The organism is Shewanella profunda, from assembly GCF_023283765.1.
Lineage (GTDB): Bacteria > Pseudomonadota > Gammaproteobacteria > Enterobacterales > Shewanellaceae > Shewanella > Shewanella profunda.
In genome coordinates this window covers 160,984-184,036 of record NZ_JAKILG010000003.1, presented here as the reverse complement: position 1 = coordinate 184,036, position 23,053 = coordinate 160,984, and the positions used below count along the sequence as shown (strand labels likewise).

The 23,053-nt window shown below is 46.9% G+C and carries 20 protein-coding genes; 4 read left to right on the top strand and 16 right to left on the bottom strand.

Annotated features, from left to right (window positions below; all coding sequences use genetic code 11):
* The first annotated feature begins 42 nt into the window (after positions 1–42).
* The gene (locus L2744_RS02800; protein ID WP_248990622.1) at positions 43–576 is read left to right on the top strand and encodes a lipocalin family protein; all 534 of its coding nucleotides are present in this window, start codon (positions 43–45) and stop codon (positions 574–576) included.
* A 92-nt stretch (positions 577–668) separates the two neighbouring features.
* Here L2744_RS02800 and L2744_RS02795 read toward each other — a convergent pair whose 3' ends face one another.
* On the bottom strand, positions 669–2,261 hold the full coding sequence (locus tag L2744_RS02795; protein WP_248990621.1) for an ABC-F family ATPase: 1,593 nt from the start codon (positions 2,259–2,261) through the stop codon (positions 669–671).
* A 337-nt stretch (positions 2,262–2,598) separates the two neighbouring features.
* Positions 2,599–4,833 carry a heavy metal translocating P-type ATPase gene (locus tag L2744_RS02790; RefSeq protein ID WP_248990620.1) on the bottom strand — a complete coding sequence of 745 codons (2,235 nt, stop codon included), beginning with the start codon at positions 4,831–4,833 and terminating at the stop codon, positions 2,599–2,601.
* 119 nt (positions 4,834–4,952) lie between these two features.
* On the opposite strand from L2744_RS02790, the gene L2744_RS02785 reads away from it, so the two are divergent.
* Positions 4,953–5,354 (top strand): MerR family transcriptional regulator, encoded by a 402-nt coding sequence (locus tag L2744_RS02785; RefSeq protein WP_248990619.1) that lies wholly within the window; start codon positions 4,953–4,955, stop codon positions 5,352–5,354.
* A gap of 7 nt (positions 5,355–5,361) precedes the next feature.
* Here L2744_RS02785 and L2744_RS02780 read toward each other — a convergent pair whose 3' ends face one another.
* The 9 genes from L2744_RS02780 to L2744_RS02740 form a co-directional block, all read right to left on the bottom strand.
* Entirely contained in the window at positions 5,362–7,392 is a 2,031-nt protein-coding gene (locus L2744_RS02780; RefSeq protein ID WP_248990618.1) for an alpha/beta hydrolase family protein, read from the bottom strand.
* 60 nt (positions 7,393–7,452) lie between these two features.
* On the bottom strand, positions 7,453–7,695 hold the full coding sequence (locus tag L2744_RS02775) for a hypothetical protein (RefSeq protein ID WP_248990617.1): 243 nt from the start codon (positions 7,693–7,695) through the stop codon (positions 7,453–7,455).
* 254 nt (positions 7,696–7,949) lie between these two features.
* A complete protein-coding gene (locus L2744_RS02770) occupies positions 7,950–8,708 on the bottom strand; it encodes an SDR family oxidoreductase (protein ID WP_248990616.1) in 759 nt (252 codons plus the stop codon).
* A gap of 24 nt (positions 8,709–8,732) precedes the next feature.
* On the bottom strand, positions 8,733–9,635 hold the full coding sequence (gene mmsB, locus L2744_RS02765; protein ID WP_248990615.1) for a 3-hydroxyisobutyrate dehydrogenase: 903 nt from the start codon (positions 9,633–9,635) through the stop codon (positions 8,733–8,735).
* A 150-nt stretch (positions 9,636–9,785) separates the two neighbouring features.
* Positions 9,786–10,928, bottom strand: coding sequence for an enoyl-CoA hydratase/isomerase family protein (locus L2744_RS02760; RefSeq protein ID WP_248990614.1), 1,143 nt, complete (start codon positions 10,926–10,928; stop codon positions 9,786–9,788).
* Positions 10,928–11,701 (bottom strand): enoyl-CoA hydratase, encoded by a 774-nt coding sequence (locus L2744_RS02755; protein WP_248990613.1) that lies wholly within the window; start codon positions 11,699–11,701, stop codon positions 10,928–10,930. Before L2744_RS02755 ends, L2744_RS02760 begins: the two co-directional genes overlap by 1 nt.
* 59 nt (positions 11,702–11,760) lie before the next feature.
* The gene (locus tag L2744_RS02750) at positions 11,761–12,918 is read right to left on the bottom strand and encodes an acyl-CoA dehydrogenase family protein (protein WP_248990612.1); all 1,158 of its coding nucleotides are present in this window, start codon (positions 12,916–12,918) and stop codon (positions 11,761–11,763) included.
* 88 nt (positions 12,919–13,006) lie between these two features.
* Entirely contained in the window at positions 13,007–14,506 is a 1,500-nt protein-coding gene (locus tag L2744_RS02745; RefSeq protein WP_248990611.1) for a CoA-acylating methylmalonate-semialdehyde dehydrogenase, read from the bottom strand.
* A 116-nt stretch (positions 14,507–14,622) separates the two neighbouring features.
* Positions 14,623–15,813: a thiolase family protein gene (locus L2744_RS02740; RefSeq protein WP_248990610.1), complete on the bottom strand. Its 1,191-nt coding sequence runs from the start codon at positions 15,811–15,813 to the stop codon at positions 14,623–14,625.
* Positions 15,814–16,568: 755 nt separating this feature from the next.
* Between L2744_RS02740 and L2744_RS02735 the strand changes: the two genes are divergently transcribed.
* Positions 16,569–18,215 (top strand): methyl-accepting chemotaxis protein, encoded by a 1,647-nt coding sequence (locus tag L2744_RS02735; protein WP_248990609.1) that lies wholly within the window; start codon positions 16,569–16,571, stop codon positions 18,213–18,215.
* 105 nt (positions 18,216–18,320) lie between these two features.
* Here the strand turns inward: L2744_RS02735 and metA are convergent, their stop codons facing one another.
* Both metA and L2744_RS02725 read right to left on the bottom strand, forming a co-directional pair.
* Positions 18,321–19,262: a homoserine O-acetyltransferase MetA gene (metA, locus tag L2744_RS02730; protein ID WP_248990608.1), complete on the bottom strand. Its 942-nt coding sequence runs from the start codon at positions 19,260–19,262 to the stop codon at positions 18,321–18,323.
* A gap of 66 nt (positions 19,263–19,328) precedes the next feature.
* Entirely contained in the window at positions 19,329–19,763 is a 435-nt protein-coding gene (locus L2744_RS02725; protein ID WP_248990607.1) for a YbaY family lipoprotein, read from the bottom strand.
* Positions 19,764–19,880: 117 nt separating this feature from the next.
* Between L2744_RS02725 and L2744_RS02720 the strand changes: the two genes are divergently transcribed.
* On the top strand, positions 19,881–20,624 hold the full coding sequence (locus L2744_RS02720) for an SDR family NAD(P)-dependent oxidoreductase (RefSeq protein ID WP_248990606.1): 744 nt from the start codon (positions 19,881–19,883) through the stop codon (positions 20,622–20,624).
* An 84-nt stretch (positions 20,625–20,708) separates the two neighbouring features.
* On the opposite strand, the gene ompW is transcribed toward L2744_RS02720, so the two are convergent.
* From ompW to maiA, 3 genes are all read right to left on the bottom strand, one after another.
* A complete protein-coding gene (ompW, locus tag L2744_RS02715) occupies positions 20,709–21,356 on the bottom strand; it encodes an outer membrane protein OmpW (protein WP_248990605.1) in 648 nt (215 codons plus the stop codon).
* A 369-nt stretch (positions 21,357–21,725) separates the two neighbouring features.
* A complete protein-coding gene (locus tag L2744_RS02710) occupies positions 21,726–22,358 on the bottom strand; it encodes a nucleotidyltransferase family protein (protein ID WP_248990604.1) in 633 nt (210 codons plus the stop codon).
* Positions 22,359–22,360: 2 nt separating this feature from the next.
* The gene (gene maiA / locus L2744_RS02705) at positions 22,361–23,011 is read right to left on the bottom strand and encodes a maleylacetoacetate isomerase (RefSeq protein WP_248990603.1); all 651 of its coding nucleotides are present in this window, start codon (positions 23,009–23,011) and stop codon (positions 22,361–22,363) included.
* Between the last annotated feature and the right edge of the window lie 42 nt (positions 23,012–23,053).

The window sequence follows — 23,053 nt, the reverse complement described above, 5'->3', positions numbered from 1 at the left end:
TGCGAGACTATCATTAGCAGTCGTTAACTTTTGGAGCTTGTGGTGAAAAAACTACTTTTAATGATCAGCGTGTTAATACTGTCTGGCTGTTTAGGTATGCCTAAAAATGTTCAACCCGTAAGTGACTTTGAACTCAATCGTTACTTAGGCAAGTGGTATGAAATTGCGAGGCTCGATCACTCCTTTGAAAGAGGTTTAAACCAAGTCACCGCCGAATATAGTCTGAAAGATGATGGCGGTGTGATGGTGATTAACCGTGGTTTTTCCCCCTCAAAAAATGAATGGAAAGAGGCTGAAGGTAAAGCCTACTTTGTAAATGGTGATTCAGAAGGTTATTTGAAAGTCTCCTTCTTTGGGCCATTTTATGGATCCTATGTGGTCTTCGAATTAGACCATGAAAACTATCAATACGCGTTTATATCGGGGCCTGATACCGGTTATTTGTGGCTACTGGCCAAAACCCCAACGGTATCCCCCGAGGTAATTCAGCAATTTATCAAGATGGCTAAAGCCAAAGGTTTTGATACTGATAGCTTAATTTATGTCGAGCAAAAGAGCGCCGAGGTGAAGCAATAGCCGCTTAGTCGATGCAAATACCATAAATAAAAACGCCGCTCAATATGAGCGGCATTTTTATTCAAACAGGGTTTAAACACTTAAGGCAAAAATTAGCCTTCAATGCCTTTGCTCGCGAGGAACTCATCATAGGTGCCTTTGAAATCATTCACGCCTTTAGAGGTAATTTCAATAATACGGTTAGCCAATGATGATACGAATGCACGATCGTGACTCACAAACAACAAGGTGCCTTCGTACTTTTCTAAGGCGTTGTTTAATGACTCAATAGATTCCATATCCATATGGTTGGTCGGTTCGTCGAGCATCAGAATATTGGCTTTTTGCATGATGAGTTTGCCAAATAACATCCGGCCCTTCTCACCACCCGATAGCACTTTGACTGACTTTTTAATGTCGTCAGAACCAAACAGCATACGGCCTAAAATACCACGCACCGATTGGTCATCGTCCTCAGGTTTACGCCACTGACTCATCCACTCGAACAGGGTCATTTCGTTAGCGAAATCAGACTCATGATCCTGTGCATAGTAGCCAATATTTGCGTTTTCAGACCATTGGATATGGCCTTCATCCTGCGGAATATCATGGATAAGCGTACGTAACAGCGTAGTTTTACCAACACCGTTCTCACCTAAAATAGCGATACGTTCACCCACTTCGACAATCAAATTTAAATCTTTAAATAATGGCGTGTCATAACCTTTAGTTAAGTTTTCAACCACTAAGGCATTACGGAACAGTTTCTTTTCCTGCTCGAAGCGAATAAATGGGTTAACACGGCTAGAGGCTTTAACTTCATCTAGCTTAATTTTGTCGATTTGACGGGCACGGGATGTAGCTTGTTTCGCCTTAGAAGCGTTGGCAGAGAAACGTGCAACGAAGGTTTGAAGCTCAGAAATTTGGGCTTTTTTCTTCGCATTATCCGCAATTAAACGCTCGCGGGCTTGGGTGGCCGCCTGCATATATTCGTCATAGTTACCTGGGTAAACGCGCAGCTCGCCGTAATCTAAGTCTGCCATATGGGTACAGACTGAGTTTAAAAAGTAACGGTCATGGGAAATGATGATCATAGTGCTATCGCGTTGGTTCAATACGTCCTGTAGCCAACGAATAGTGTCGATATCCAAGTTGTTGGTCGGTTCGTCGAGCAGCAGTACATCGGGATCGGAGAACAGCGCCTGCGCTAACAACACCCGTAGTTTTAAGCCCGGTGCAATTTCAGACATCAAACCAAAATGGGTTTCAATGCCGATACCCACACCTAACAGTAATTCACCCGCGCGAGATTCAGCGGTGTAACCGTCCATCTCGGCAAAATCCATCTCTAGGTTTGCCACGGCAATGCCGTCTTCTTCGCTCATTTCTGGCAAAGAATAAATACGATCACGCTCTTGCTTTACCTTCCACAGCTCACGGTGACCCATGATCACTGTATCGATTAGCGTGTATTGCTCGTATCCGAATTGGTTCTGGCTCAACTTACCCAGACGTTCATTCACATCTAACGAGACGTTACCACTGCTCGGCTCTAGATCACCGCAAAGGATCTTCATGAAGGTTGATTTACCACAGCCGTTTGCACCGATAAGACCGTAACGGTTACCGCCGCCAAATTTAACTGAGATGTTTTCAAACAGTGGCTTAGCGCCAAACTGCATGGTGATATTCGCTGTTGTGATCAAAATGAACTTCCAAATCGAGTAATGTTGGTTAGATTCTTGGCAATGCAACTAAGCATAAACCAATTTTGTCGAACCTGAGGGGGTAAAAATAAACGTGGCACTATAGCAGTTTGGGCTAAATTATCAACTAAAAAGGACCTACCCAAACTTTTAGCTTGATTAAAATACTGACCAAATCCAACGATTAATCTCAGGGCTATTTTCCAATAGGTAAGGTTTTATCATCGCCAAGTCGGATGACAAACTGATGATCTCAATCAGCAATGGAACCATTGTTCAGCCTCGCCTTGGCGTAGCCCATTACCTGAGCCAAATCGACACCAAGGCAAGCTAGGAGTTATAACTTTTGTCGCCTTAATCGATTAGCGTTTGTCACCACGGTCAGGGATGATAACGCCATGGCAGCACCTGCAATCACTGGGCTTAACAACATCCCCGTTAAGGGATAAAGCACCCCCGCCGCCACGGGAATACCTAAGCTGTTATACACAAAAGCGCCAAAGAGATTCTGCTTAATATTGGTGATGGTCGCGCGCGATAATGCTAATAAGTTCGCGATCACTATCAGTTGATGGGAAAGTAGCGTCATATCCGCACTCTCGATCGCCACCTCAGTGCCGGATCCCATGGCTATCCCAACATCGGCGCTCATCAGGGCTGGCGCATCGTTAATGCCATCCCCCACCATAGCGACTACATGCCCTTGTTGTTGCAATGCTTTAATATGTTGTTGTTTTTGCTCTGGTAATACACCTGCAATCACTTCGGTTATCCCCACCTGACTGGCCACTGCCTGCGCAGTTTGTGGGTTGTCGCCCGTGAGTAACACAACGCGAATATCCTGCTGTAGCATGGCGCTAATGGCTGCCTTTGCATCAGGCTTAATTGGATCGGCAAGGGCAATAGTGGCCACTAACTTGCCCGCTTTTGCCACATAAATAGGGGTTTTACCTTGGTTCGAAAAATGGGAAGTCGCATTAGGATCTAAAGCGGCACCATCGCTTGCCACCACGTTGAACGCGGTCATCAGGGCAAAATTACCCACCGCAAAGCAAATCCCATCCACCTTACCCTCAATCCCTTTGCCTTGATGGTTAGTAAAAACGTCGGTTTCGGGCAATGTAGGCACGAGTGGTTTAACATGGTTCACAATCGCGCTCGCCAAGGGATGCTCAGAATGTTGCTCTAGGCTAGCAATAGCGCCGAGCAGTTGCTCACGTTCATGGGGTTCTAACTCAGGTGACCAATTCACATCCGTCACTTCGGGTTTACCCAGCGTCACTGTGCCCGTTTTATCGAGCACCACACAATCAACCTTACTCGCGGTTTGTAGTGCTTCACCGTTTTTAACTAATACCCCCATTTGCGCCGCTCGCCCCACCGCCACCATAATCGACATCGGTGTTGCCAGCCCCAGAGCACAGGGGCAAGCGATAATAAGTACGCTGGTTAGCACGACTAGCGCATGACTTAAGGCGGGAGCTGGCCCAACAAAGTACCAGATAACCGCAGCCACCAGCGCAATCGCGACTACGCTGGGGACAAATACCGCCGAGATTTTATCCGCAAGTCGGCCGATAGGCATTTTAGACGTTTGCGCCTCTTGCACCAGTGCAATAATTTTCGCCAGTCGCGTATCTTGTTGCCCCGCAGTAACGCGATAAACCAAACTGCCATTACCGTTAACCGTCCCCGCGCTTAGGTTATCACCCATATTTTTCACGACTGGAATGGGTTCACCCGTGAGCATGGCTTCATCTAATAGGGATTGTCCGGTTTCAACAATGCCATCGAGGGCGACTCTATCACCGGGACGTAAGCGCAACTTATCCCCTAGTTTGAGCAGGCTTATCTCAACCAGCTCATCGCCCTTATCGCCGATACGAATTGCGGTTGTGGATTGAAGCCCGAGCAAACGCTGCACCGCCTCGCTGGTTTTGCCACGTGCTTTAAGCTCTAGAGCATGGCCTAGGTTAATCAAACCTAAGATCATCACACTCGCTTCAAAGTACACATGGCGAGTATCCAGAGGAAATGCGTTTGGCAGTATGACCACCAGCATGGAATAGGCCCATGCCGTACTAGTGCCGAGCACGATGAGCGTATCCATGTTGGTGGTTTTGGCTTTGAGTGCCCGCCACATCCCCTGATAAAAATGTCCGCCCGTAGTCACCAGCAAAAGTAGAGTGATAAGCCCCATAATGCCCCAACCTAATTGCATACTCGGGCTATTGATCATCATTTCACCGCCCAGTAATCCCCATAACATCATAGGAATACCAATCGCGAGCGCGACAATGGCTTGGCGCATTCTAAGCCGATACTCGGCCGCGTCCTCAATCCGTTTTTCTTCGGCTGCGGCCTTGGCATCCACAATCACTTCAGCCGGAAAACCCGCACTCGCCATCACCTCAAGCGCGACATCGGCACTCATAGTGCCATTGACTGTCACTTGTTTATCGGCGAGATTTACCCGAGCTTCTACCCCTTGTTGGACGGCAAAGGCCTTTTCAATTTTGGCAACACAGCCAGCACAATTCATATTGGCGACATAGAGTCTGGTCATAGACATGGGAGATCCCTTACTTGATGTTTCACACTATAGGTCTAAGATAAAGTCTCCCATCGCGGGAGAGTCAAGGAAGAATTGACTGATCGAGGTTTTACGTATCACGGCTTACCGAGGTTAAAATGAAAATAGGCGAAGTGGCTAAACAAACAGGCTTAAGTGTTAAGAGTATTCGTTACTATCACGATATTGGTCTAGTTCACGCTGAGCGTAATGAGGCGGGTTATCGAGTGTATCGCACCCGAGATATTGAATCCCTTAAGTTTGTGCACCAGTGCCGCGATCTGGGATTTAGTTTAGAAGACTGTAAACTGCTGCTCGGTTTAAGGGGTAACGAAAGCCGCAATGCCGAAGATGTTAAACAACTCACTAGCAGCCATCTTGCCTATGTTGAGCAGCAAATAGTAAAGTTACAAAATCTGCGAACGCAACTACAGCAAATGGTCACTCAATGCCAAGGAGGCAAGCAGCCCCACTGTGCCATTATCGATAGCCTTAACCTTGAGCTTAAATCAACCTCATAAAACCGAACTAATGTAAGGCTGCCGCATTATCCAGCACAAGTTCTGGTAATTTACCTGCGGGGGTAAATTGAAACACTTTCCCATAAAATGCGAGTTCCATTTCTAATCCCGCTGCCTTATGTTCAGGCTTTCGCCCACCATGAGGTTCATCGTCATAGGCGATATAGGCTGTTGGTACGCCCTTGGCTTTAAGCGCTTCATAGATTTTTTGTGATTGCTGAGCGGGGACAATCTGATCCCTAAGACCTTGAAAGATGAGTAATGGCTCATTGAGTCCATCCAAATGGTTTAGGGGGGATAATTCGCGGTAACGGTTTTGATTGCCAGCATAGGGGCCAATCAATTGATCTAAATAACCGGCCTCAAACTTATGGGTTCCCTTAGCGAGCTGCTCGAAATCACTGATCCCCTCGTAACTCACTCCCGCATGAAATACGTCATAAAAGGCTAATGATGACATCACAGTCAAGCCACCCGCACTGATCCCACGAATCGCAAGTTTCTGTCCATCAACCCACCCCTTCGCCACTAGATATTTGGCGGCATTGACCGCATCTTCCACATCACTCTGCCCCCATTTCCCATAGAGGCTTTGACGATAGGCGCGGCCAAAACCGCTGCTCCCGCGGAAATTTAAATCGAGCACAGCAAAACCGCGACTAGTCCAAAACTGAATATCACTGCGATAGGCAAGACTGGCGCGCGCGGTAGGGCCACCGTGCAACATCACAATTAAAGGCGGACGAGTATCATGGGGGGCAATATACTCAGGATTCACCGGTGCGTAAAAATAACCATATGCTTGCTGATCTTTACCCGTAGTAAAAGCAATATCCCTTGCCCGTGAAACATAATTAGGGCCAAGTTTCGGTAGCGCGGGAGCATACACAAGCTCTGTACCACGGCCAACGACTCGGTAAACCCCCTGTTCTGGTGTCGCCTTAGCACCCACAAAATAAACCCCATCTTCGCCCTTAATGACTTGGGTTATTTCCGCAAAATCAACGGCTAAAGGTTCAGTTAAACCAGAGTCTAAATAGATCCTGATCAAAGCAGCCTGATTTCCTTCAACATAGCTGGCGATCAGCGTATTGGTCGATTCAAAGGCATAATTATGATTGCCTAAATACCAATCGGGTACAGCAAACTCGGCATTCTTGGCAAACACAGGTACGAGAAAACCCGTTGATTCAACACGATAAATATTCCACCAATTGCTCATATCCGCGACGACATAGAGCTGTCCATCAGGGCTGAACAAAGGTTGAGTCACTGAGGACTGCTCGGGCGTTGCTATCTTACGGATATTTTTCAATTGCCCTTTACGATCTAAATCCCCTAGCCATAACACACTGTTATCCCAAGGCATATAGGGATGTTCCCAGGTTATCCACGCAAGCTGAGTGTTATCAGGGGAGATGGTAGGTGAGGCAATAAAATCATGCCCCGAGACAAAGGTATCCCCTTCACCCGCAAAATTAAGATTGATCGTCACTAAACTCGCCTTAGGTTCACCTTCTTGACGGTGATCTTCACGCACACAGATAATGCGCGATCCTTTTGGATAGGCGATACAGTCAGCATGACGAGTACCATTTGGGGTTAAGGGAAGTGGGGGTTGGTTTGGCGCAAAGCGATAAAAAAGTTGATCCTGTAATTTGGTGGCAAATAGACTCTGACCAATCCCCAAAAATGCAGCACCACCATATTCATGAACGGTGGATTTAACATTGAACTCAGGGGGAACTACCTCAGTGATATTCGCAAACTCATCAAGGCGTTTAATCCCCACTTTACCCTGCGCTTTTCCACTTGATTCGGCAAAGTAAATGGCATCACCCACACTCTGTAACTCGGCGACATTATCAGCCTGTTCAAACACATCTATCGCAGACAAAGGTGAGTGCCAGCTACCATAAGGTGCCACGATGCGATCGCCATGCTCTTTTGCTGATGTGTCCGTTGTATCCGTACGCTCACAACCACCAAGCAGCAATACAGCGCTTAACAGATATGGAAAATAGCGTCCTAAACCCATTGTTTTCCCCATGTTTGCTAACATCACAAACTAAAACAAAATCCTAATTTACCCTATGGGCTATTTCTTAAATTTGTTGATAAACCAATTTAACACTTTTATTTGTTGTACCTGAGTCAAACCGAAGTAGATGCAAATCCAAGGCGAGACGAGGAAAAACCATGGGATCACAGCCACAGTACGACCACTCAATAGCAGAAAGAAAAATCCACTGTAAATAACGAGAACGCCAAGGGTGCCCACGACGAGCATCATACGTTTCGTTATTTTCTCAAGCCAAAGGGCTTTTTCCTGCCAAGACATTCGGATAACCAACCCCATCATGCCGTTAAACATGGTTGTAAAATTATGTAAAAAAACTGGAGGGCGATTGTTGAAGGTTAACAACTAAATGTCAACTCCAACAAGCTAAATAGACAGGCAGAGGGTATATATACCCAAGCCACCTGAAATTCCCGCTGAATCGTGCATTTTCAGGTTGTTTGGGTATAACGCTTAAGCATATAAAAAAACCGAGCTAGGCTCGGTTTTTATGCATATCCATAAGATTATTGTCATTAAAGACGAATGCCACCATCGATTTCAAATACTCGACCGTTAACATAATCGTTTTCAATAATAAAACGTACGGTGGAAGCTATCTCATCGGCATGACCTAAGCGGCCAACAGGCACTAACTTCTCTAAACGTTCCAGCGCTTCAGGCTTCATTGCCGCAGTCATCTCGGTTGCGATCACGCCCGGTGCGACCGCTGCGCTACGGATATTGTAACGCGCTAATTCCTTTGCCCAGCCGACAGACATAGCCGCAACGCCCGCTTTAGAAGCCGCGTAGTTTGACTGACCCATATTGCCCGCTTTAGCTAGGCTAGAGATATTCACAATCACACCCGCTTGGCCTGACTCAATCATGGCCGCTGCGGCTTCACGGCCGCAGAGGAAACTGCCCGTCAGGTTCACATTAATCACCGACTGGAATTGTTCGTAAGACATACGGTCAGTCACTTTGCCATCTTTGGCTTTGACTAACATGCCATCGCGCAGAATGCCGGCGTTGTTCACTAACACGTTCACTTGACCAAAATCTTCGAGGATATAGGCAAAACCTGCGACGACGTCTTCTTCGTCGGTAATGTCTAAGGCATAACCTTGGACTTCAGTGTCCGATCCTAGCTCAGCACAGGCTCGCTCGAGTTTTTCTTGGTCCACATCGATAAGCGCCAACTTAGCACCCGCCTGCGCAAAATTTTGCGCCATTGCTAGGCCTAAGCCACCCGCGCCGCCAGTAATGACGACAACCTTATCTGTTAAATCCATCTGGTTATCCCTTGTTATCTATGTCTATTTTTTAAGTTGTGCAAATTGTTCAAATATACTGGAAAAATCTCGGCGACCATTGCCCTGCCTTGCATGATTAACATACAAGCTGCGGGCTAAGGCGCCCATTGGCGTACTGGAGTTGCTCAATAATGCGGCTTCTTGGGACAGGCCGAGATCTTTAACCATCAAATCTACCATAAAGCCGCCCTGATAGCCCTTAGAAGAAGGCACAGTTTCCATCACGCCTGGGCAGGGATTGTACTTCTCTAGCGTCCAGTTGCCACCACTGCTGACCTTCATAATGTCGGATAACACTTTAGGATCAAGACCATGGTCAATCCCCATTTGCAGGGCTTCAGAAGTACCGACCATTAACACTGACAACAGCATGTTATTGCAGATTTTAGCGACTTGCCCCGCCCCTGGACCGCCTGCGTGGAAGATATTCACGCCCATAGCCTTAAGTACGGGCTGCGCACGTTCGAAAGCGTTATCCGAGCCACCGCAAATAAAGGTTAAGGTGCCCGCCGCCGCGCCAGCTGTGCCGCCAGAAACCGGTGCATCCATAAATTCAATGCCACTTTTTGCCGCCTCGGCCGCCACGAGTTGTGCGCTTTGCGCATCGATAGTCGAACAATCGATGAGCAAGGTATCACCCGCAACCACTTCGAGCAGGCCTTTGTCTGTTCCATTGCCTAAATATAAACTTTTCACATGCTTGCCCGCAGGCAGCATAGTAATGACCACATTGGCACCCGCCGCCGCGCCGCAGGCCGTGCTTGAAGCAAAAGCGCCTTGGTCGGCAAGGTTCTGCATGGCTTCGGGAACTAAATCAAATACGCGAACCGTCATGCCCGCTTTTAATAAATTGGCCGCCATTGGGCCGCCCATATTACCTAAACCGATAAATGCGACTGTATTCATGCCGTCACTCCTGTGTGCTGTTTTTTAGTGTTGTGATAATGCTAGTCCGCTAATTATGCTGTCGTTATCACAGAGTAAAGCGAGCTTGGCTAAGCTTATAAACTCAGCGCTTAGCCAACTCAGTGCTTAATCAACACGGCCATCAGACGCTTAGCTCAATTGGCTAAAGGGATGTGCCTCGCCCCAAGGGGAAGTCAATATTTGCTCAAGTACCGCTGTGGGCACAGAGTTAACATCCTTAAAACGCCACTGGGGTTGCTTGTCTTTATCAATCAAGAGTGCGCGAACGCCTTCGCAGAAATCACCGTGGGCGCACACGTTAACACTCGCGGTTAATTCCCATTTAAAACATTGGGCTAAGCTGAGCTTAGTCCCTAACTGCCCTTGGATGTAGACTAAATGCCAACTGATAGGACTGCCCGCAAGGAAGGTATCCCGCGCCTTGATTAACCAAGCATCGTCCGACACCAGAGTTGACATACGTGTAGCGATATCCTGCAGACTCCCTGCCATCAGCCGATCAATAATATCTTGGCTTTCGGCTAATACACTTTCGCCCTTAGGAATATCCACTTGGTTAGACAGCTCGTTGATCATGCTGTCTAGACGTTGGTGATTAAGCGCTGGCGTATCGCTCCAATCTAAGGTTGCCATGGCATCGAACATCAGTTCTTTGTCATCGCGGTTCAGATAATGATCGGCCAATCCCACATAACAGGCATCGGCTGCATTGAGTTGATAGGCGGTCAACCCTAAAAACAACCCCATCTTGCCCTGCATACGATTAAGGAAATAACTGCCGCCCACATCGGGATACAGGCCGATAGTCACCTCAGGCATAGCAATGCGCGAGGTTTCGGTAACGACTCTGTGGCTCGCACCCGCCATCAAACCGAGCCCACCGCCCATGACAATGCCATCACCCCACACCAACACAGGTTTGCCAAAGGTATGCAGTAGATAATCGAGGCGATATTCCTCTTCGAAGAAAACCTTCGCCTCCTCAGTCACTTGTCCCTTAGCGGCAATGGAAGCATGGTATAAAGCGCGCACATCACCACCGGCACAAAATGCCTTCTCACCGCTGCCATCTAATACGATGCAAGCGATAAGGGGATCTTTCTTCCACAGATTCAGCTGCGCCGTCATTGCGCGGACCATGCCTAAATCTAGGGCGTTGAGGGCTTTTTCCACATTAAGTGTTACCACCCCAACCAATTTGCCAGAAGCGGTGGCTAAGGTCTGAAACACCACGTTTTGCGTGGTTGTGGCCTGATCTACTACATTATTCATTAGCGATTTCTCCACTCGGCTTTACGTTTCCCTAAAAACGCATTCACACCTTCGGCTTGATCTTCGGTATCAAATAATCCGACAAAGAGTTCACGCTCAATCGGCAGCGCTTGGCTACGCGCCATAGTGCGCCCCGCTTGAATGAGTGTCTTGCATGCTGTGACGCTGCTTGGACTTTGGTTCGCCACTTTGACGGCTAACGCGATTGCCGCATTAAGAGCCTCGCCAGTGTCGACCACTTCTTCCACTAAACGTAGATTCAATGCTTGAGTCGCATCAATGCGCTCACCGCATAAAATCATCCGCTTAGCCCAACCTTCACCGATTAATGCGGTAAGATTCTGAGTGCCGCCCGCGCAGGGTAATAAACCGACAGTCGCTTCGGGCAATGCCATCACAGCTTGAATTTCGGCGATACGAATATCACAGGCGAGCGCGACTTCTAAGCCGCCGCCCATGGCATAACCGTTAATCGCGGCAATCGACACACCGCGAAATTGACTTAAGGTTTCAAAGGCTTCACCAAAATGCTTTGCCATCGTTGCCGCGTTGCCTTTATCTCCGTCGGCAAACAGTTTTAAATCGGCGCCAGCGGAGAAAAACTTTTGCCCTTGACCCGTTAACACTAAGGCGTAAATATCTTTATTGGCATTCAGCTCAAGCACTTTGGCTTTAAGCGCCTGCAAACTCTCGGCGGTCCAAGTGTTGGCTGGCGGATTATTCATCGTCAGAATCGCCGTGTGGCCTTCGATACGTTCAACTAAATATTCCATCTTTATAGACTCCTTTTCAGTTATCGCCGACCTGTAAGTCACGCATATTGCGAGTAGACTTACAGGATTTGTCCTGCATTTTCATCGAGTAAACGACGGGCGATAATTAAGCGCATAATTTCGTTAGTGCCTTCTAAAATCTGGTGTACACGCACATCACGGAAATGACGTTCCAGCGGGTACTCCCTTATATAACCATATCCACCATGAATTTGCAGCGCCGCATCGCAGACTTGAAAACCCACATCGGTGGCAAAGCGTTTCGCCATAGCGCAATAGGCCGTGGCTTCAGGATCGCCACTATCGAGTTTAAAGGCCGCAAGGCGCACCATTTGGCGAGCTGCGACTAATTCTGTCGCCATATCGGCGAGCTTAAATTGCAGCGCTTGGAAAGCCGCTAAAGGTTTACCAAATTGCTGGCGCTCATTCATATATTGAGTTGCGCGCTCTAAAGCCGACTGCGCCGTCCCCACTGAGCAGGTGGCGATATTGATTCGACCGCCGTCTAAGCCTTTCATCGCGAACGCAAAACCTTGGCCTTCTTCACCGAGCAAGTTCGCCACTGGCACACGCACGTTTTCAAAGGTGATTTGGCGAGTCGGCTGGGCATTCCAGCCCATTTTATCTTCAGCTTTACCATAAATAACGCCAGCGGCATCCGCCGGAATTGCAATGGCCGAAATCCCCTTCGGCCCCGCCTGCCCAGTACGGCACATCACGACTAAAAGCTCAGTTGCGCCAGCGCCCGAGATAAACATTTTCGAGCCTGAAATAACATATTCATCGCCGTCGCGCACCGCTTTGGTTTGCAAAGATGCAGCGTCCGAACCCGCGCCCGGCTCAGTCAAGCAATAGGACGCTAACATCTGCCCTGTGGTTAACGGCTCAGACCAAGTCTGACGCAGGGTTTCAGTGCCCCAAGTCGTCACCATCCAAGTGGCCATATTGTGAATGGTCAGCATGGCCGTGGTCGCGGTGCAGCCCTTGGCGAGTTCTTCAAAAATAATCGAGGCATCGAGGCGCGATAAGCCCATGCCACCTTCGGATTCTTGCGAATACAGAGAGCAAAAACCCAGCTCACCGGCTTTTTGGATCACGTCTTTGGGGAAATGATGTTCTTCATCCCACTTGGCGGCAAACGGGGTTAATTCTTCCGCGGCGAACTGGCGCGCAAGATCGGCAAACTGGCGTTGGTCATCGTTGAAATTAAAATCCATTGGGCTCTCCTATGACTCTGTGGTCACTTTTTTATTGAATAAATTGGGCGCCGTAAAGACGCCGTGGTTTATCGATTAATCACCGAGCTTAGCGTAGGTTAATGCTCATATTTGGCGTTGAAGCTACGGCGATATCGGACTCGAACCAGCGGGAAGTGATGGTCTTGGTCTCGGTATAGAAACGCACCGCTTGCTTACCGTAGGCATGTTGATCGCCGTAGAAACTGCCCTTCCAACCGGTAAATGAGAAGAAAGGCAATGGCACAGGAATAGGCACGTTAATTCCCACTTGGCCGACTTCGATTTCATGTTGATATTTACGGGCAGCTGCACCGCTAGCGGTAAAGATAGACGTGCCGTTACCATAAGGGCTGGCATTGACTAATTCGATGGCGGCTTCTAAGGAGTCTGATTCCATGCAACACAGCACTGGGCCAAAGATTTCTTCCTTGTAGATGCTCATCTCAGTGGTGACTTTATCGAACATGGTTGGGCCAATCCAATTACCGGATTCATAACCTTCTACGGTAAAATCGCTGCCATCGAGTAAACACTCGGCGCCTTCGGCTTTACCTTGGGCGATAAGTTTAAGCACCCGCGCCTTAGCTGCTGGGCTGATCACCGGACCATAACCCGCTGCTTTATCGTCCCATAAACCTGGGCGGACTTTGGCTAAGGCTTCTTTTAATTCTGGGATCCACTCCTTAGCGGCGCCAACAAACACGGCAACCGAAATCGCCATACAACGCTGACCCGCCGCGCCCACAGAAGCGCCAACTAAGTTGTTGATCACTTGCTGTTTGTTTGCATCTGGCATGATAACGCAGTGGTTTTTCGCGCCCGCAAAGGCTTGCACGCGTTTTAAGTTATCGGTACCCGTTTTATAAATATATTGACCCACAGCCACAGAACCGACGAAAGAAATGGCTTTAATCGCAGGGTCTGCCAGCAGGATATCTACGGCGGTTTTATCGCCATGCACTAATTGCAATACGCCCTTAGGTGCGCCCGCCTCAACAAACAGCTCTACCAGGCGCTGCGGCGTCATAGGATCTTGCTCTGAAGGCTTTAAAATGAAAGTGTTACCGCAGGCAATCGCCAGTGGGAACATCCATAACGGGATCATCGCAGGGAAGTTAAATGGCGTAATACCGGCACACACACCGAGCGGTTGAGTGTAGCTGTAAGTGTCAATTGAACGCGCGACGTTCTCAACAGTTTCACCCATCAATAATGACGCCACGTTACAAGCATGTTCAGCGACTTCGATACCGCGCCATACATCGCCCTTGGCATCTTCAAAGGTTTTACCGGTTTCCTTTGCAAGAATGGTCGCCAGTTCATCGTGATGTTCTTTTAGCAGATGTTGATAACGCAACATGACGCGCGCGCGTTCAGACACTGGCACTTCTTTCCAGGTTTTAAAGGCCGCTTTGGCGCTGACAATCGCGGCGTGAACTTCGTCGCTGGTGGCAGCATTAATCACGGCAATCGGCGAGTTATTCGCGGGATTGGTAACAATAATCTGTGATGTGCCAGTACCTTGGATAAACTCGCCGTCAATATAATGCTTTACTTGTGTGGTCATGTTGCAATCCTTTCCTTGTAGAGTGATGGGCTGGCGGTGCGATATTATGATTATCCTCAAGGGAAGTGATTGCCCTTGCCAGCCCCGTCTTGTTGATTTAACTAAAACGTTAGCGATTAGACCTCGATGGCCATCGCCGTCGCTTCACCGCCGCCGATACACAGCGAGGCAACACCGCGTTTAAGGCCGCGGGCTTTTAAAGCATGAATTAAGGTCACCAGCAAACGTGAACCCGAGCAGCCAATCGGATGACCTAAGGCACAGGCGCCACCATTGACGTTAACCTTAGCCACATCTAAACCGAGCTCAGACACGGCAAGCATAGTCACCATGGCGAAGGCTTCGTTGATTTCGAATAAATCGACTTCATCCGTTGACCAACCTATATTAGCGAGTAATTTCGCCATAGCGCCAACCGGTGCAGTGGTAAAGAGTGAAGGCTCTTGGGCGTGGGTCGTGTGGCCTTTAATGGTGGCTAATACTGTTAAGCCTAAACGCTCAGCCTCGCCGCGCGAGGTCAGCATCAATGCCGCTGCGCCATCGGAAATAGAGCTAGAGTTGGCCGCTGTGATAGTGCCATCTTTGGTAAAAGCTGGGCGCAGCGTAGGAATTTTTTCAGGGCGGGCATTACCGGGTTGCTCGTCGGTATCGATAGTCACATCACCGCGACGATCACTCACAATGACAGGCGTAATTTCGGCCTTAAAGGCCCCCGAGTTAATCGCGGCATTGGCTTTTTCGAGCGAACTTAGCGCAAAGGCGTCCATCTGCTCGCGGGTGATACCAAATTCATCGGCGGTTTTCTGGGCGAAAGTTCCCATAGCCCCGCCAGTATAAGCATCTTCAAGACCGTCTAAAAACATATGGTCGAGCACTTTGCCGTGGCCCATACGCATGCCGCCGCGGGCTTTATCCAATAGATACGGCGCTTGGCTCATGCTTTCCATGCCACCCGCAATCACCACTTTTGCACTGCCCGCTTTAATCAAATCATGGGCTAACATTACCGTCTTCATGCCTGAGCCACAGACTTTATTGACTGTGGTCGCACCAACGGATAAGGGCAATCCAGCGCCTAAAGTGGCCTGACGTGCAGGCGCTTGACCTAAACCTGCGGGTAATACGCAGCCCATCAAGACTTCATCGACTTGTTCACCCGCCAATTGGGTATCGGCTAACAAACCTTTAATCGCTGTCGCGGCTAAAGTCGGTGATGCAACGGATGACAAACTGCCTTGAAACCCGCCCATTGGGGTGCGTTTAGCGGCAACGATAACGATATCTTGATTTAACGGTTCAGTACTCATGCAGGCTCCAACCTAAATTGACCACGAGACCTAGTACTAGCCTCGGGACGTTTAATAAAATCGACAATAAAACCACTCTGACGTTTACGCGAACGTAAAGCAAGTATTCCTTGGTCTAATGTGTCGATTTTATCGGGTGAAAATTGTCAGTAAGGATTTACAGCTACATTTCGTATTAGCTGCATCTAGCGCAGCGAGTGGAGCTAATCCGGCAAGTCGATTAGCAAGGAGAAATGCTATATATGCTAAATAGCGGTTCAGAATAGTAGGCACCTAAACCAACCTCAAACGCAGACACGCATAAATCCATCCGTAGCACGAAGGAGCAGCTTATTGAGTTCGGCTACCATGGTTGCTGCAGGGTAATTAGGAACACTCATTTAGTCAGCTGTTCGCACTGGTATCGTCCACTTTTGTTAGATCAATAAGCAGCTAAAAATAAGGTTTGGAGGTCATCCGCGAAAATACCAAGTTTTTTTGCGCCAAAACCAACCTAAGTGAACAGAAGGCTTATACTTAACCAGCAAGATTTGGTTGCGGCCTATAAAACCACTATGCTCAATTTTGCAGCTCAAAACTTTTACTGTTCTGTTCAAATAAATCCAGAACACCCCCACTGGAACTCAATTAACAAAGTATTGAAGTTTGAGACTACCGAACATGAATTCAAATAATTAATTCAATTTTATAGTGCCCTATTATTTAACTGTATATACCAAATCAAATAGCCTTTAAATAAAAGTAGGAAGGAAGACATGCTAAATAAGATGACGCTTAAGACCCAGTTTATCGGGGTCATTGCTATACCCTGTATTGCTCTTATCTTAATCTGCTTAACAGCCATTCAAGGCTTATTTGGTATGCAAACCCAGACTAAAAAACTCGCCGAAAATACCATTACACCACTAAGGTCGATGGCTGAAGTCGCTTCTCGAATTCCTCGAATGCGAGTGGGCATTGATATTATTATCTTGCAAGAAATACCGACAATGAAGGATAAAAAGGGGGTATTAACCCGGGTAAATGAAACCCGCACTGAGGACATTCCGGAAATGGATGCGGCATTAAAATCTGCGCGTGATGCTCAAGTAAATCCGAATACTCGTGACGAAGTACAAAAATTGATCGATCTCTTTGAGAAAGTCAAAAACGATGAGCTAGCTCCTATGCTTTCGGCCATGGAAAATGGTGATGTGGAAAAATCGCAGGAAATCTATCGCAACCAATTTGCGGCTAGTTACAGCATAATGAGAAAAAGTACCGATTCAATTCTTGACACATTGCTTCAACAAGGTAACGCCAGCTTCGTAGAAAGCCAGCAAAACTATCAAGTTACACGTATAGAAATGTTCGCTGTATTGGCAATAGGTTTGAGCATTTCCCTTCTTCTAGGCTTCATTATGTTACGTCGCCTACGACTTCGCGTGGCTCTTTTACAACAACATATTTCTTCAGCCAGTGATCAACTTGATTTACATAATATGCTTGGCCTAAAAGGGCAAGACGAACTCAGCGATATTGCACTGCACTTTAACCAGTTTGTGGTGAAGATACGCAGCGTTATTGAAGCTGTGGCAGACAACTCTCGCCAACTCGCCCATACGGCAAATGATGTGGCGGGCAAAGCTCAGGCAACCCTCAAAAACTGTATTAACGAGCGAGATCGCACCACACAAATCGCGACTGCAATCCATGAGATGGGCACCACAGTGGAAAACATTGCTGATAACGCAACCCAAGCTGCTAATGCCGCTAAAGAAGCCGATAATCAAGCGCATAATGGAGCCAGTGTCGTTGCCAAAGCTCGCCAGAGTGTCAGCACCTTGTCAATCGAAATTCAACATATCAGCACTGATATTGCCTCACTGGCAACGCAAACAAATTCGATCGGCAGTATTTTAGATACTATTCGAAGTATTTCCGAACAAACCAACTTGTTAGCACTCAACGCTGCCATTGAAGCAGCCCGTGCTGGCGAGACAGGACGAGGTTTTGCCGTCGTGGCGGATGAAGTGCGAAACCTTGCCAGCCGTTCAGCATCATCAACGAATGAAATTCAAATCATGATCGATAAGCTGCAAGAGCAATCATCCAAAACAGTTACAGCGATCAAACGTGGTCATGAACAAAGCGACATGGTGGTAAAACAAGCGGATGATGCTAATGATTCGTTAGCACTGATAACTTCACATATTAGCCAAATCAGCGATATGAACATTCAAGTCGCCACCGCAACAGAGGAACAATCTATGGTTGTGACCGAAATAAGCCGTAATGTCGAAGATATCAATCAATTAACCACAGAAACCTCGGAGATTGCCGACGAGTTGACAGCATCCAGCGCGAACTTACAAAAGCTATCGGTTCACCTAGATAAATTGGTGACGCAATTTAAATTATAGGATTTACAAATAACCACTATTCCACTGAGCGCTTGGTGCATTCAATCAATAAGACCACTGCAGCAGCACCAAGCGCGATATCCTGACAGAACTTAATCCCGTGATTTAACGCGATTCCCAGGGTGTCATGGCCGTCATATCACTCAAATCATAAGGTGTTAACTGGTAAACGTAATAATTGAGCCAATTGCTCACCAGTAAACTACCGTGGCTGTGCCAGCGGGCAATGGCTTCGGCTTCAGGGTCATTATTTCGATAATAGTTTTGTGGCACATCCGGATTTAAGCCTTGTGCTAAATCTCTATGATATTCATCATTTAAGGTCGATTTTTGATATTCAGGATGCCCCATCACAAACAAGTTGCGGTTATTGCGACTTAAGACCAAATAGGCACCGGCTTCAGCGGATTCGGCTAACACTTGCAGTTGTGGATGCTGTCTAATTTCTTGTACATCCATCTCGGCAAAGCGGGAATGGGGTGCAAAAAACTCATCATCAAAACCGCGTAACAACGGAAAATGCTGGCAAGTGCGGCGATGCACAAATACGCCAGAACGCTTCTGTTGTAATATTTTTCGATTTAAACCATAGAGATGATATAAACCCGCATGGGCCGCCCAACATAAAAACAGCACTGAGGTGACATGCTCTTGGGACCAGTCGATAATTTCACGGATATGATCCCAATAGACCACCTCTTCAAAATCAATTTGCCCCAGCGGGGCACCAGTAATGATAAGGCCATCGTAATTTTTGTGGCGCACATCCTCAAAGTCTCGGTAGAAGGTATTCATGTGATCTATTGAAGTGTGTTTAGATTCTTTATCGTGAATGCGCAGCAAATCCACATCGACCTGCAAGGGCGTGTTGCCGAGTAAACGTAATAGCTGGGTTTCTGTCTCGATTTTGTTCGGCATCAGGTTTAAAATCAGCACCTTCATCGGTCTGATATCCTGATTCGCCGCCCGAGTTTCGGACATAACGAAAATATTTTCTGATTCTAAAACCCCTGCCGCGGGTAAATGATCTGGAATTTTTACCGGCATACCGCGCCTCTTCTGTTCGTAAATACCAACGGATTCGGCGCGTCTGCTATCTATATTTGCAGCAAATCACTCGCCGATTTTCTCAAGCATTATAGTCATTGGCTCAGTTGAATTGAGATCGACATGATAGGCTTGAGTATTAATAAACAGTAACTTATCTTCGAGCATTATCCGTGCACCTATCGCATAGGTATGTCCTTGCTCAAACTGATCTCGTCCAATAACAAAACGAAAAGGTGTCGGAGTACCTGCACCTTGTTTAACCCGTTCAGCAATCACTATGGCTGGAACATCCATTTTGGATACATCGAGTAATTGGACGATTAATTTTGCTTCTGGGGGCAGTGCAATACGCTCACGGTAAATAGCCTCACCCTTGATTTCGACAATCGCATTGGGTGCTGCACAACCCGCCAATAAACCCGTTACCGCGATTAATGTTATTGCAGTTAATCTCTGCGCCATCAATCTCAGTGCACTTAACTTTAGCCATTGACTCATTACGTTTCTCCTAATCATACATAAAGACTTCTAGATGTCCACATGTCCATGCTATAAATCTTGTCTTGATGAACATATCTTCCTATCATAAGCCACCATTTCGTTGTCGATAACTCTATGACCCAAGCAACTGCAATCATTGTTGGCGCGAGCTCACTTTTGAGCCGTGAACTTGCAAAGCAATTGGCAGAACAACAGGTTGAATTAGCCTTATTTGCTCAAGATCCTGAATCACTGCGTGAGTTTGCCTCATCCCTGCCCACAAAAGTACAAGTATTTGCGCTGCAGATAGAACAGCCACAAGCCATTATTAGTCAACTTGAAAGTGTTTGGCAAAGCCTAGGAGGCGCGCACTTAGTCTTAGTGAATACAGGCCTCAACAGCTACGATCCCGAGCTGCCTTGGCTACCTGAACAAGATATTATCGACGTGAATGTGCGCGGTTTTGCCGCGATCTGCAATACAGCCTTTAGACTATTTCGTGAGCAAGGTTATGGACAACTTGCGGCAATTAACTCTATTGCGGGCCTGCGCGGCGGACCGAGTGTGGCCTATCATGCCTCAAAAGCATTTGGGCAAAACTACCTTGAAGGTTTAAGTATGCACGCCCAGCGCCTAAAGTTACCTATTACCATAACCGATATCCAACTCGGTTTACTCGACAAGGCGGCAATGCAGCAAAGTGCCATGTGGCTTGCGCCTTTGCCACAGGTCGCTGCGCAAATCATCAAGGCGATGCAACAAGGGAAACGACGCGTCTATGTAACGAAACGTTGGCGTCTTGTGGCTTGGTTAACCAAGCTATTGCCCGAGTTTATCTATAACACTCGCCACTGGAAGGCCAAAAAGCCGAAGAATTAACTTCGGCTTTTTTACAATGTAAAACGTTAATCACGATAAAACGAAAAAGGAGCCTTTGGCTCCTTTTTACTTATTGCTAATTTATTAGAAAGTGTAACCTACGCTGACCATATAAACCCATGGATCAATATCAGTGTCGAATTCGTATCGTTCAGTTCCTGCGGTGAATTTAACGTCTGTGCTAATTTTTGCATACCATATAGATGCGTTAACTAGCCAGTTTTTGCTGACTTGATAGTCCAAACCTACCTGCGCAGCTAATCCCCATGAATTACTCATACTTAAATCACTTAAACCTAATGATTCACCATGGGAATTAAAGTCACTGTCATAGAAGTTAGTGTAATTAATACCGACACCAATATATGGGCGAACAACCGATTCAGAATTACCAAAGTAGTATTGAGCCACTAAGGTTGGTGGTAATTGTTTGGTTTCGGCAATTTCACCAGTGGCTGGTAGTGAAACTTTATGGCTAAAGGGAGTTGCTGCTAATAGTTCAATACCAAAGTTATCAGTCAGCATATAACCAAAGTTTAAGCCTAATTGAGTGTCGTTATCGACTGAGAACTCACCCAAATTTAAAACATTGTCACTTGACTCGTTTGGTGCAACAACTACGACACCCGCACGAATAATAATATCACCCGCTTGGTGAGCAGATACTGAAGCAGAAAAACCAGCAGCTAAAAGGGTGGCAGCAATAACGGCAGAAACAGTATTTTTATTCATCATCATTCTCCATATGTACAACATAGGTTTTTGTTTTGTATTACATCCTTAACAATTAAGGCTTACACTGCCAGAGAAACGCGCCCATTTTATTGATCCAAATCAACTCAAGTAACCAATACCTACTTATAGGTACAACCCTTGGGATCTGCATCACGAAATATAAACATTTATCGACAATGCCTCTTTATTTTTTGTGAGCTACGACACTTATTAGCAATCACTTATTCACCCATTAAGGGTTAATTGATAAAACAAACGTCAACATTCCTGTTACATTAATTTTTAGGCCAAATGAACAACATTGCTTACCGGAAAGCTAAAAAGTTAAAGTTTGATGGGGTATGAAAGCGAGAAAATAGAGGATGTTTAACGAATCAATTTAAGTAAAGGATAGTGGATAAGCCAAGCTTTATCAGCGACTCTTTGATTGAATATCGGTAGTGCCCTACGGGGATTAGCTGTCAGTTTAAGTTCAAATAAAGAATGCAACCCAAAAGGCGCAATCAATACTAAAGCGCTATTTAGTGTTTTATCATTCCATGCATTAACAGCATGTTTTTGATAGCACACCCCGACTGCAGTTTCTAACTCTGGCCAATAGGTCATAGCATCAGAGCAGGAGACATAGAAAGGATCTTGATTTTTAAGCTGCATACGAGCCTGATTTTTTACCGACCAAGGTAAATCGGCAGCCTGTTTATATAAATAAGCTTCAATCTCCCTGTCACGCTCAGGGCGGGTATCTAAGGGACAAAAATAGATCAAGTCAATATCATTGAGTGTACTTGACTCACGTCCATGCAAACGATCCCACACGAGATTGCGTACAAAACCCGCCGCGAGACACCATTGTGGTATTGAATACACCTCTGCGCAGCGTTGAACCAGTTGAAGCGCCCTAACCCGCTCACTATCTTGGATTATCCATTCAAGTAAGCGAGTCTGTAATTCAAGTTCAAACTGCACGGTTTTATCGTCTTGTTTAGGGACTCTGTCCATCCTTATAGTGCATCCGCTTGACACTCGGGTGCTGCATCTGCAAAAGCGGCAAGTTGATTACACTCGGCCCACACGCGCATGATATTGGGGTAAGGCGTTAAATCCACATTAAAACGCTGAGCGTTATACACCTGCGGTACTAAACACAAGTCGGCTAATGTGACGGCATTACCAAAACAGTAACGACCACTGTGCCTAGCTAACAGGGTTTCTAAGGCCTCAAAGCCACTCGCTACCCAATGGTGATACCAAGTATTTTTAGCGGCTTCATCTACTCCTAAGGTTTGCGTTAAATACTGCAATACCCGCAAGTTGTTTAATGGATGGATTTCGCAGGCAATGGTCAGCGCCATAGCGCGCACATGGGCACGCTCGAGTGCCGAGGCTGGCAATAGCGCTGTTTTGGGATATAACTCATCAAGATACTCAATAATCGCTAAGGATTGAGACAGTGCATCGCTATCCTCTTCATCACCCACCACTAAAGTGGGGACTAATTCCAGGGGATTGAGGGCGCTATAGGCCGCGGCATGTTGCTCACCACCATCACGCACTAAGTGTACCGACAATTGTTCAACGCTAATGCCCTTAAGGTTTAGGGCGATACGAACACGATAGGCGGCACTGGAACGCCAATAACCATAAAGTTTCATCTGACTATATCCTTATAAAAGTCCTTATAAAAACGGAGCCAT

Coding starts and splice junctions, on each gene's coding strand:
- L2744_RS02790 (WP_248990620.1), bottom strand. CDS start 4,833: ATGTCTATGACCAGACTCTATGTCGCCAATATGAATTGTGCTGGCTGT.
- L2744_RS02785 (WP_248990619.1), top strand. CDS start 4,953: ATGAAAATAGGCGAAGTGGCTAAACAAACAGGCTTAAGTGTTAAGAGT.
- L2744_RS02780 (WP_248990618.1), bottom strand. CDS start 7,392: ATGGGTTTAGGACGCTATTTTCCATATCTGTTAAGCGCTGTATTGCTG.
- L2744_RS02775 (WP_248990617.1), bottom strand. CDS start 7,695: ATGTCTTGGCAGGAAAAAGCCCTTTGGCTTGAGAAAATAACGAAACGT.
- L2744_RS02770 (WP_248990616.1), bottom strand. CDS start 8,708: ATGGATTTAACAGATAAGGTTGTCGTCATTACTGGCGGCGCGGGTGGC.
- mmsB (WP_248990615.1), bottom strand. CDS start 9,635: ATGAATACAGTCGCATTTATCGGTTTAGGTAATATGGGCGGCCCAATG.
- L2744_RS02760 (WP_248990614.1), bottom strand. CDS start 10,928: ATGAATAATGTAGTAGATCAGGCCACAACCACGCAAAACGTGGTGTTT.
- L2744_RS02755 (WP_248990613.1), bottom strand. CDS start 11,701: ATGGAATATTTAGTTGAACGTATCGAAGGCCACACGGCGATTCTGACG.
- L2744_RS02750 (WP_248990612.1), bottom strand. CDS start 12,918: ATGGATTTTAATTTCAACGATGACCAACGCCAGTTTGCCGATCTTGCG.
- L2744_RS02745 (WP_248990611.1), bottom strand. CDS start 14,506: ATGACCACACAAGTAAAGCATTATATTGACGGCGAGTTTATCCAAGGT.
- L2744_RS02740 (WP_248990610.1), bottom strand. CDS start 15,813: ATGAGTACTGAACCGTTAAATCAAGATATCGTTATCGTTGCCGCTAAA.
- L2744_RS02735 (WP_248990609.1), top strand. CDS start 16,569: ATGCTAAATAAGATGACGCTTAAGACCCAGTTTATCGGGGTCATTGCT.
- metA (WP_248990608.1), bottom strand. CDS start 19,262: ATGCCGGTAAAAATTCCAGATCATTTACCCGCGGCAGGGGTTTTAGAA.
- L2744_RS02725 (WP_248990607.1), bottom strand. CDS start 19,763: ATGAGTCAATGGCTAAAGTTAAGTGCACTGAGATTGATGGCGCAGAGA.
- L2744_RS02720 (WP_248990606.1), top strand. CDS start 19,881: ATGACCCAAGCAACTGCAATCATTGTTGGCGCGAGCTCACTTTTGAGC.
- ompW (WP_248990605.1), bottom strand. CDS start 21,356: ATGAATAAAAATACTGTTTCTGCCGTTATTGCTGCCACCCTTTTAGCT.
- L2744_RS02710 (WP_248990604.1), bottom strand. CDS start 22,358: ATGGACAGAGTCCCTAAACAAGACGATAAAACCGTGCAGTTTGAACTT.
- maiA (WP_248990603.1), bottom strand. CDS start 23,011: ATGAAACTTTATGGTTATTGGCGTTCCAGTGCCGCCTATCGTGTTCGT.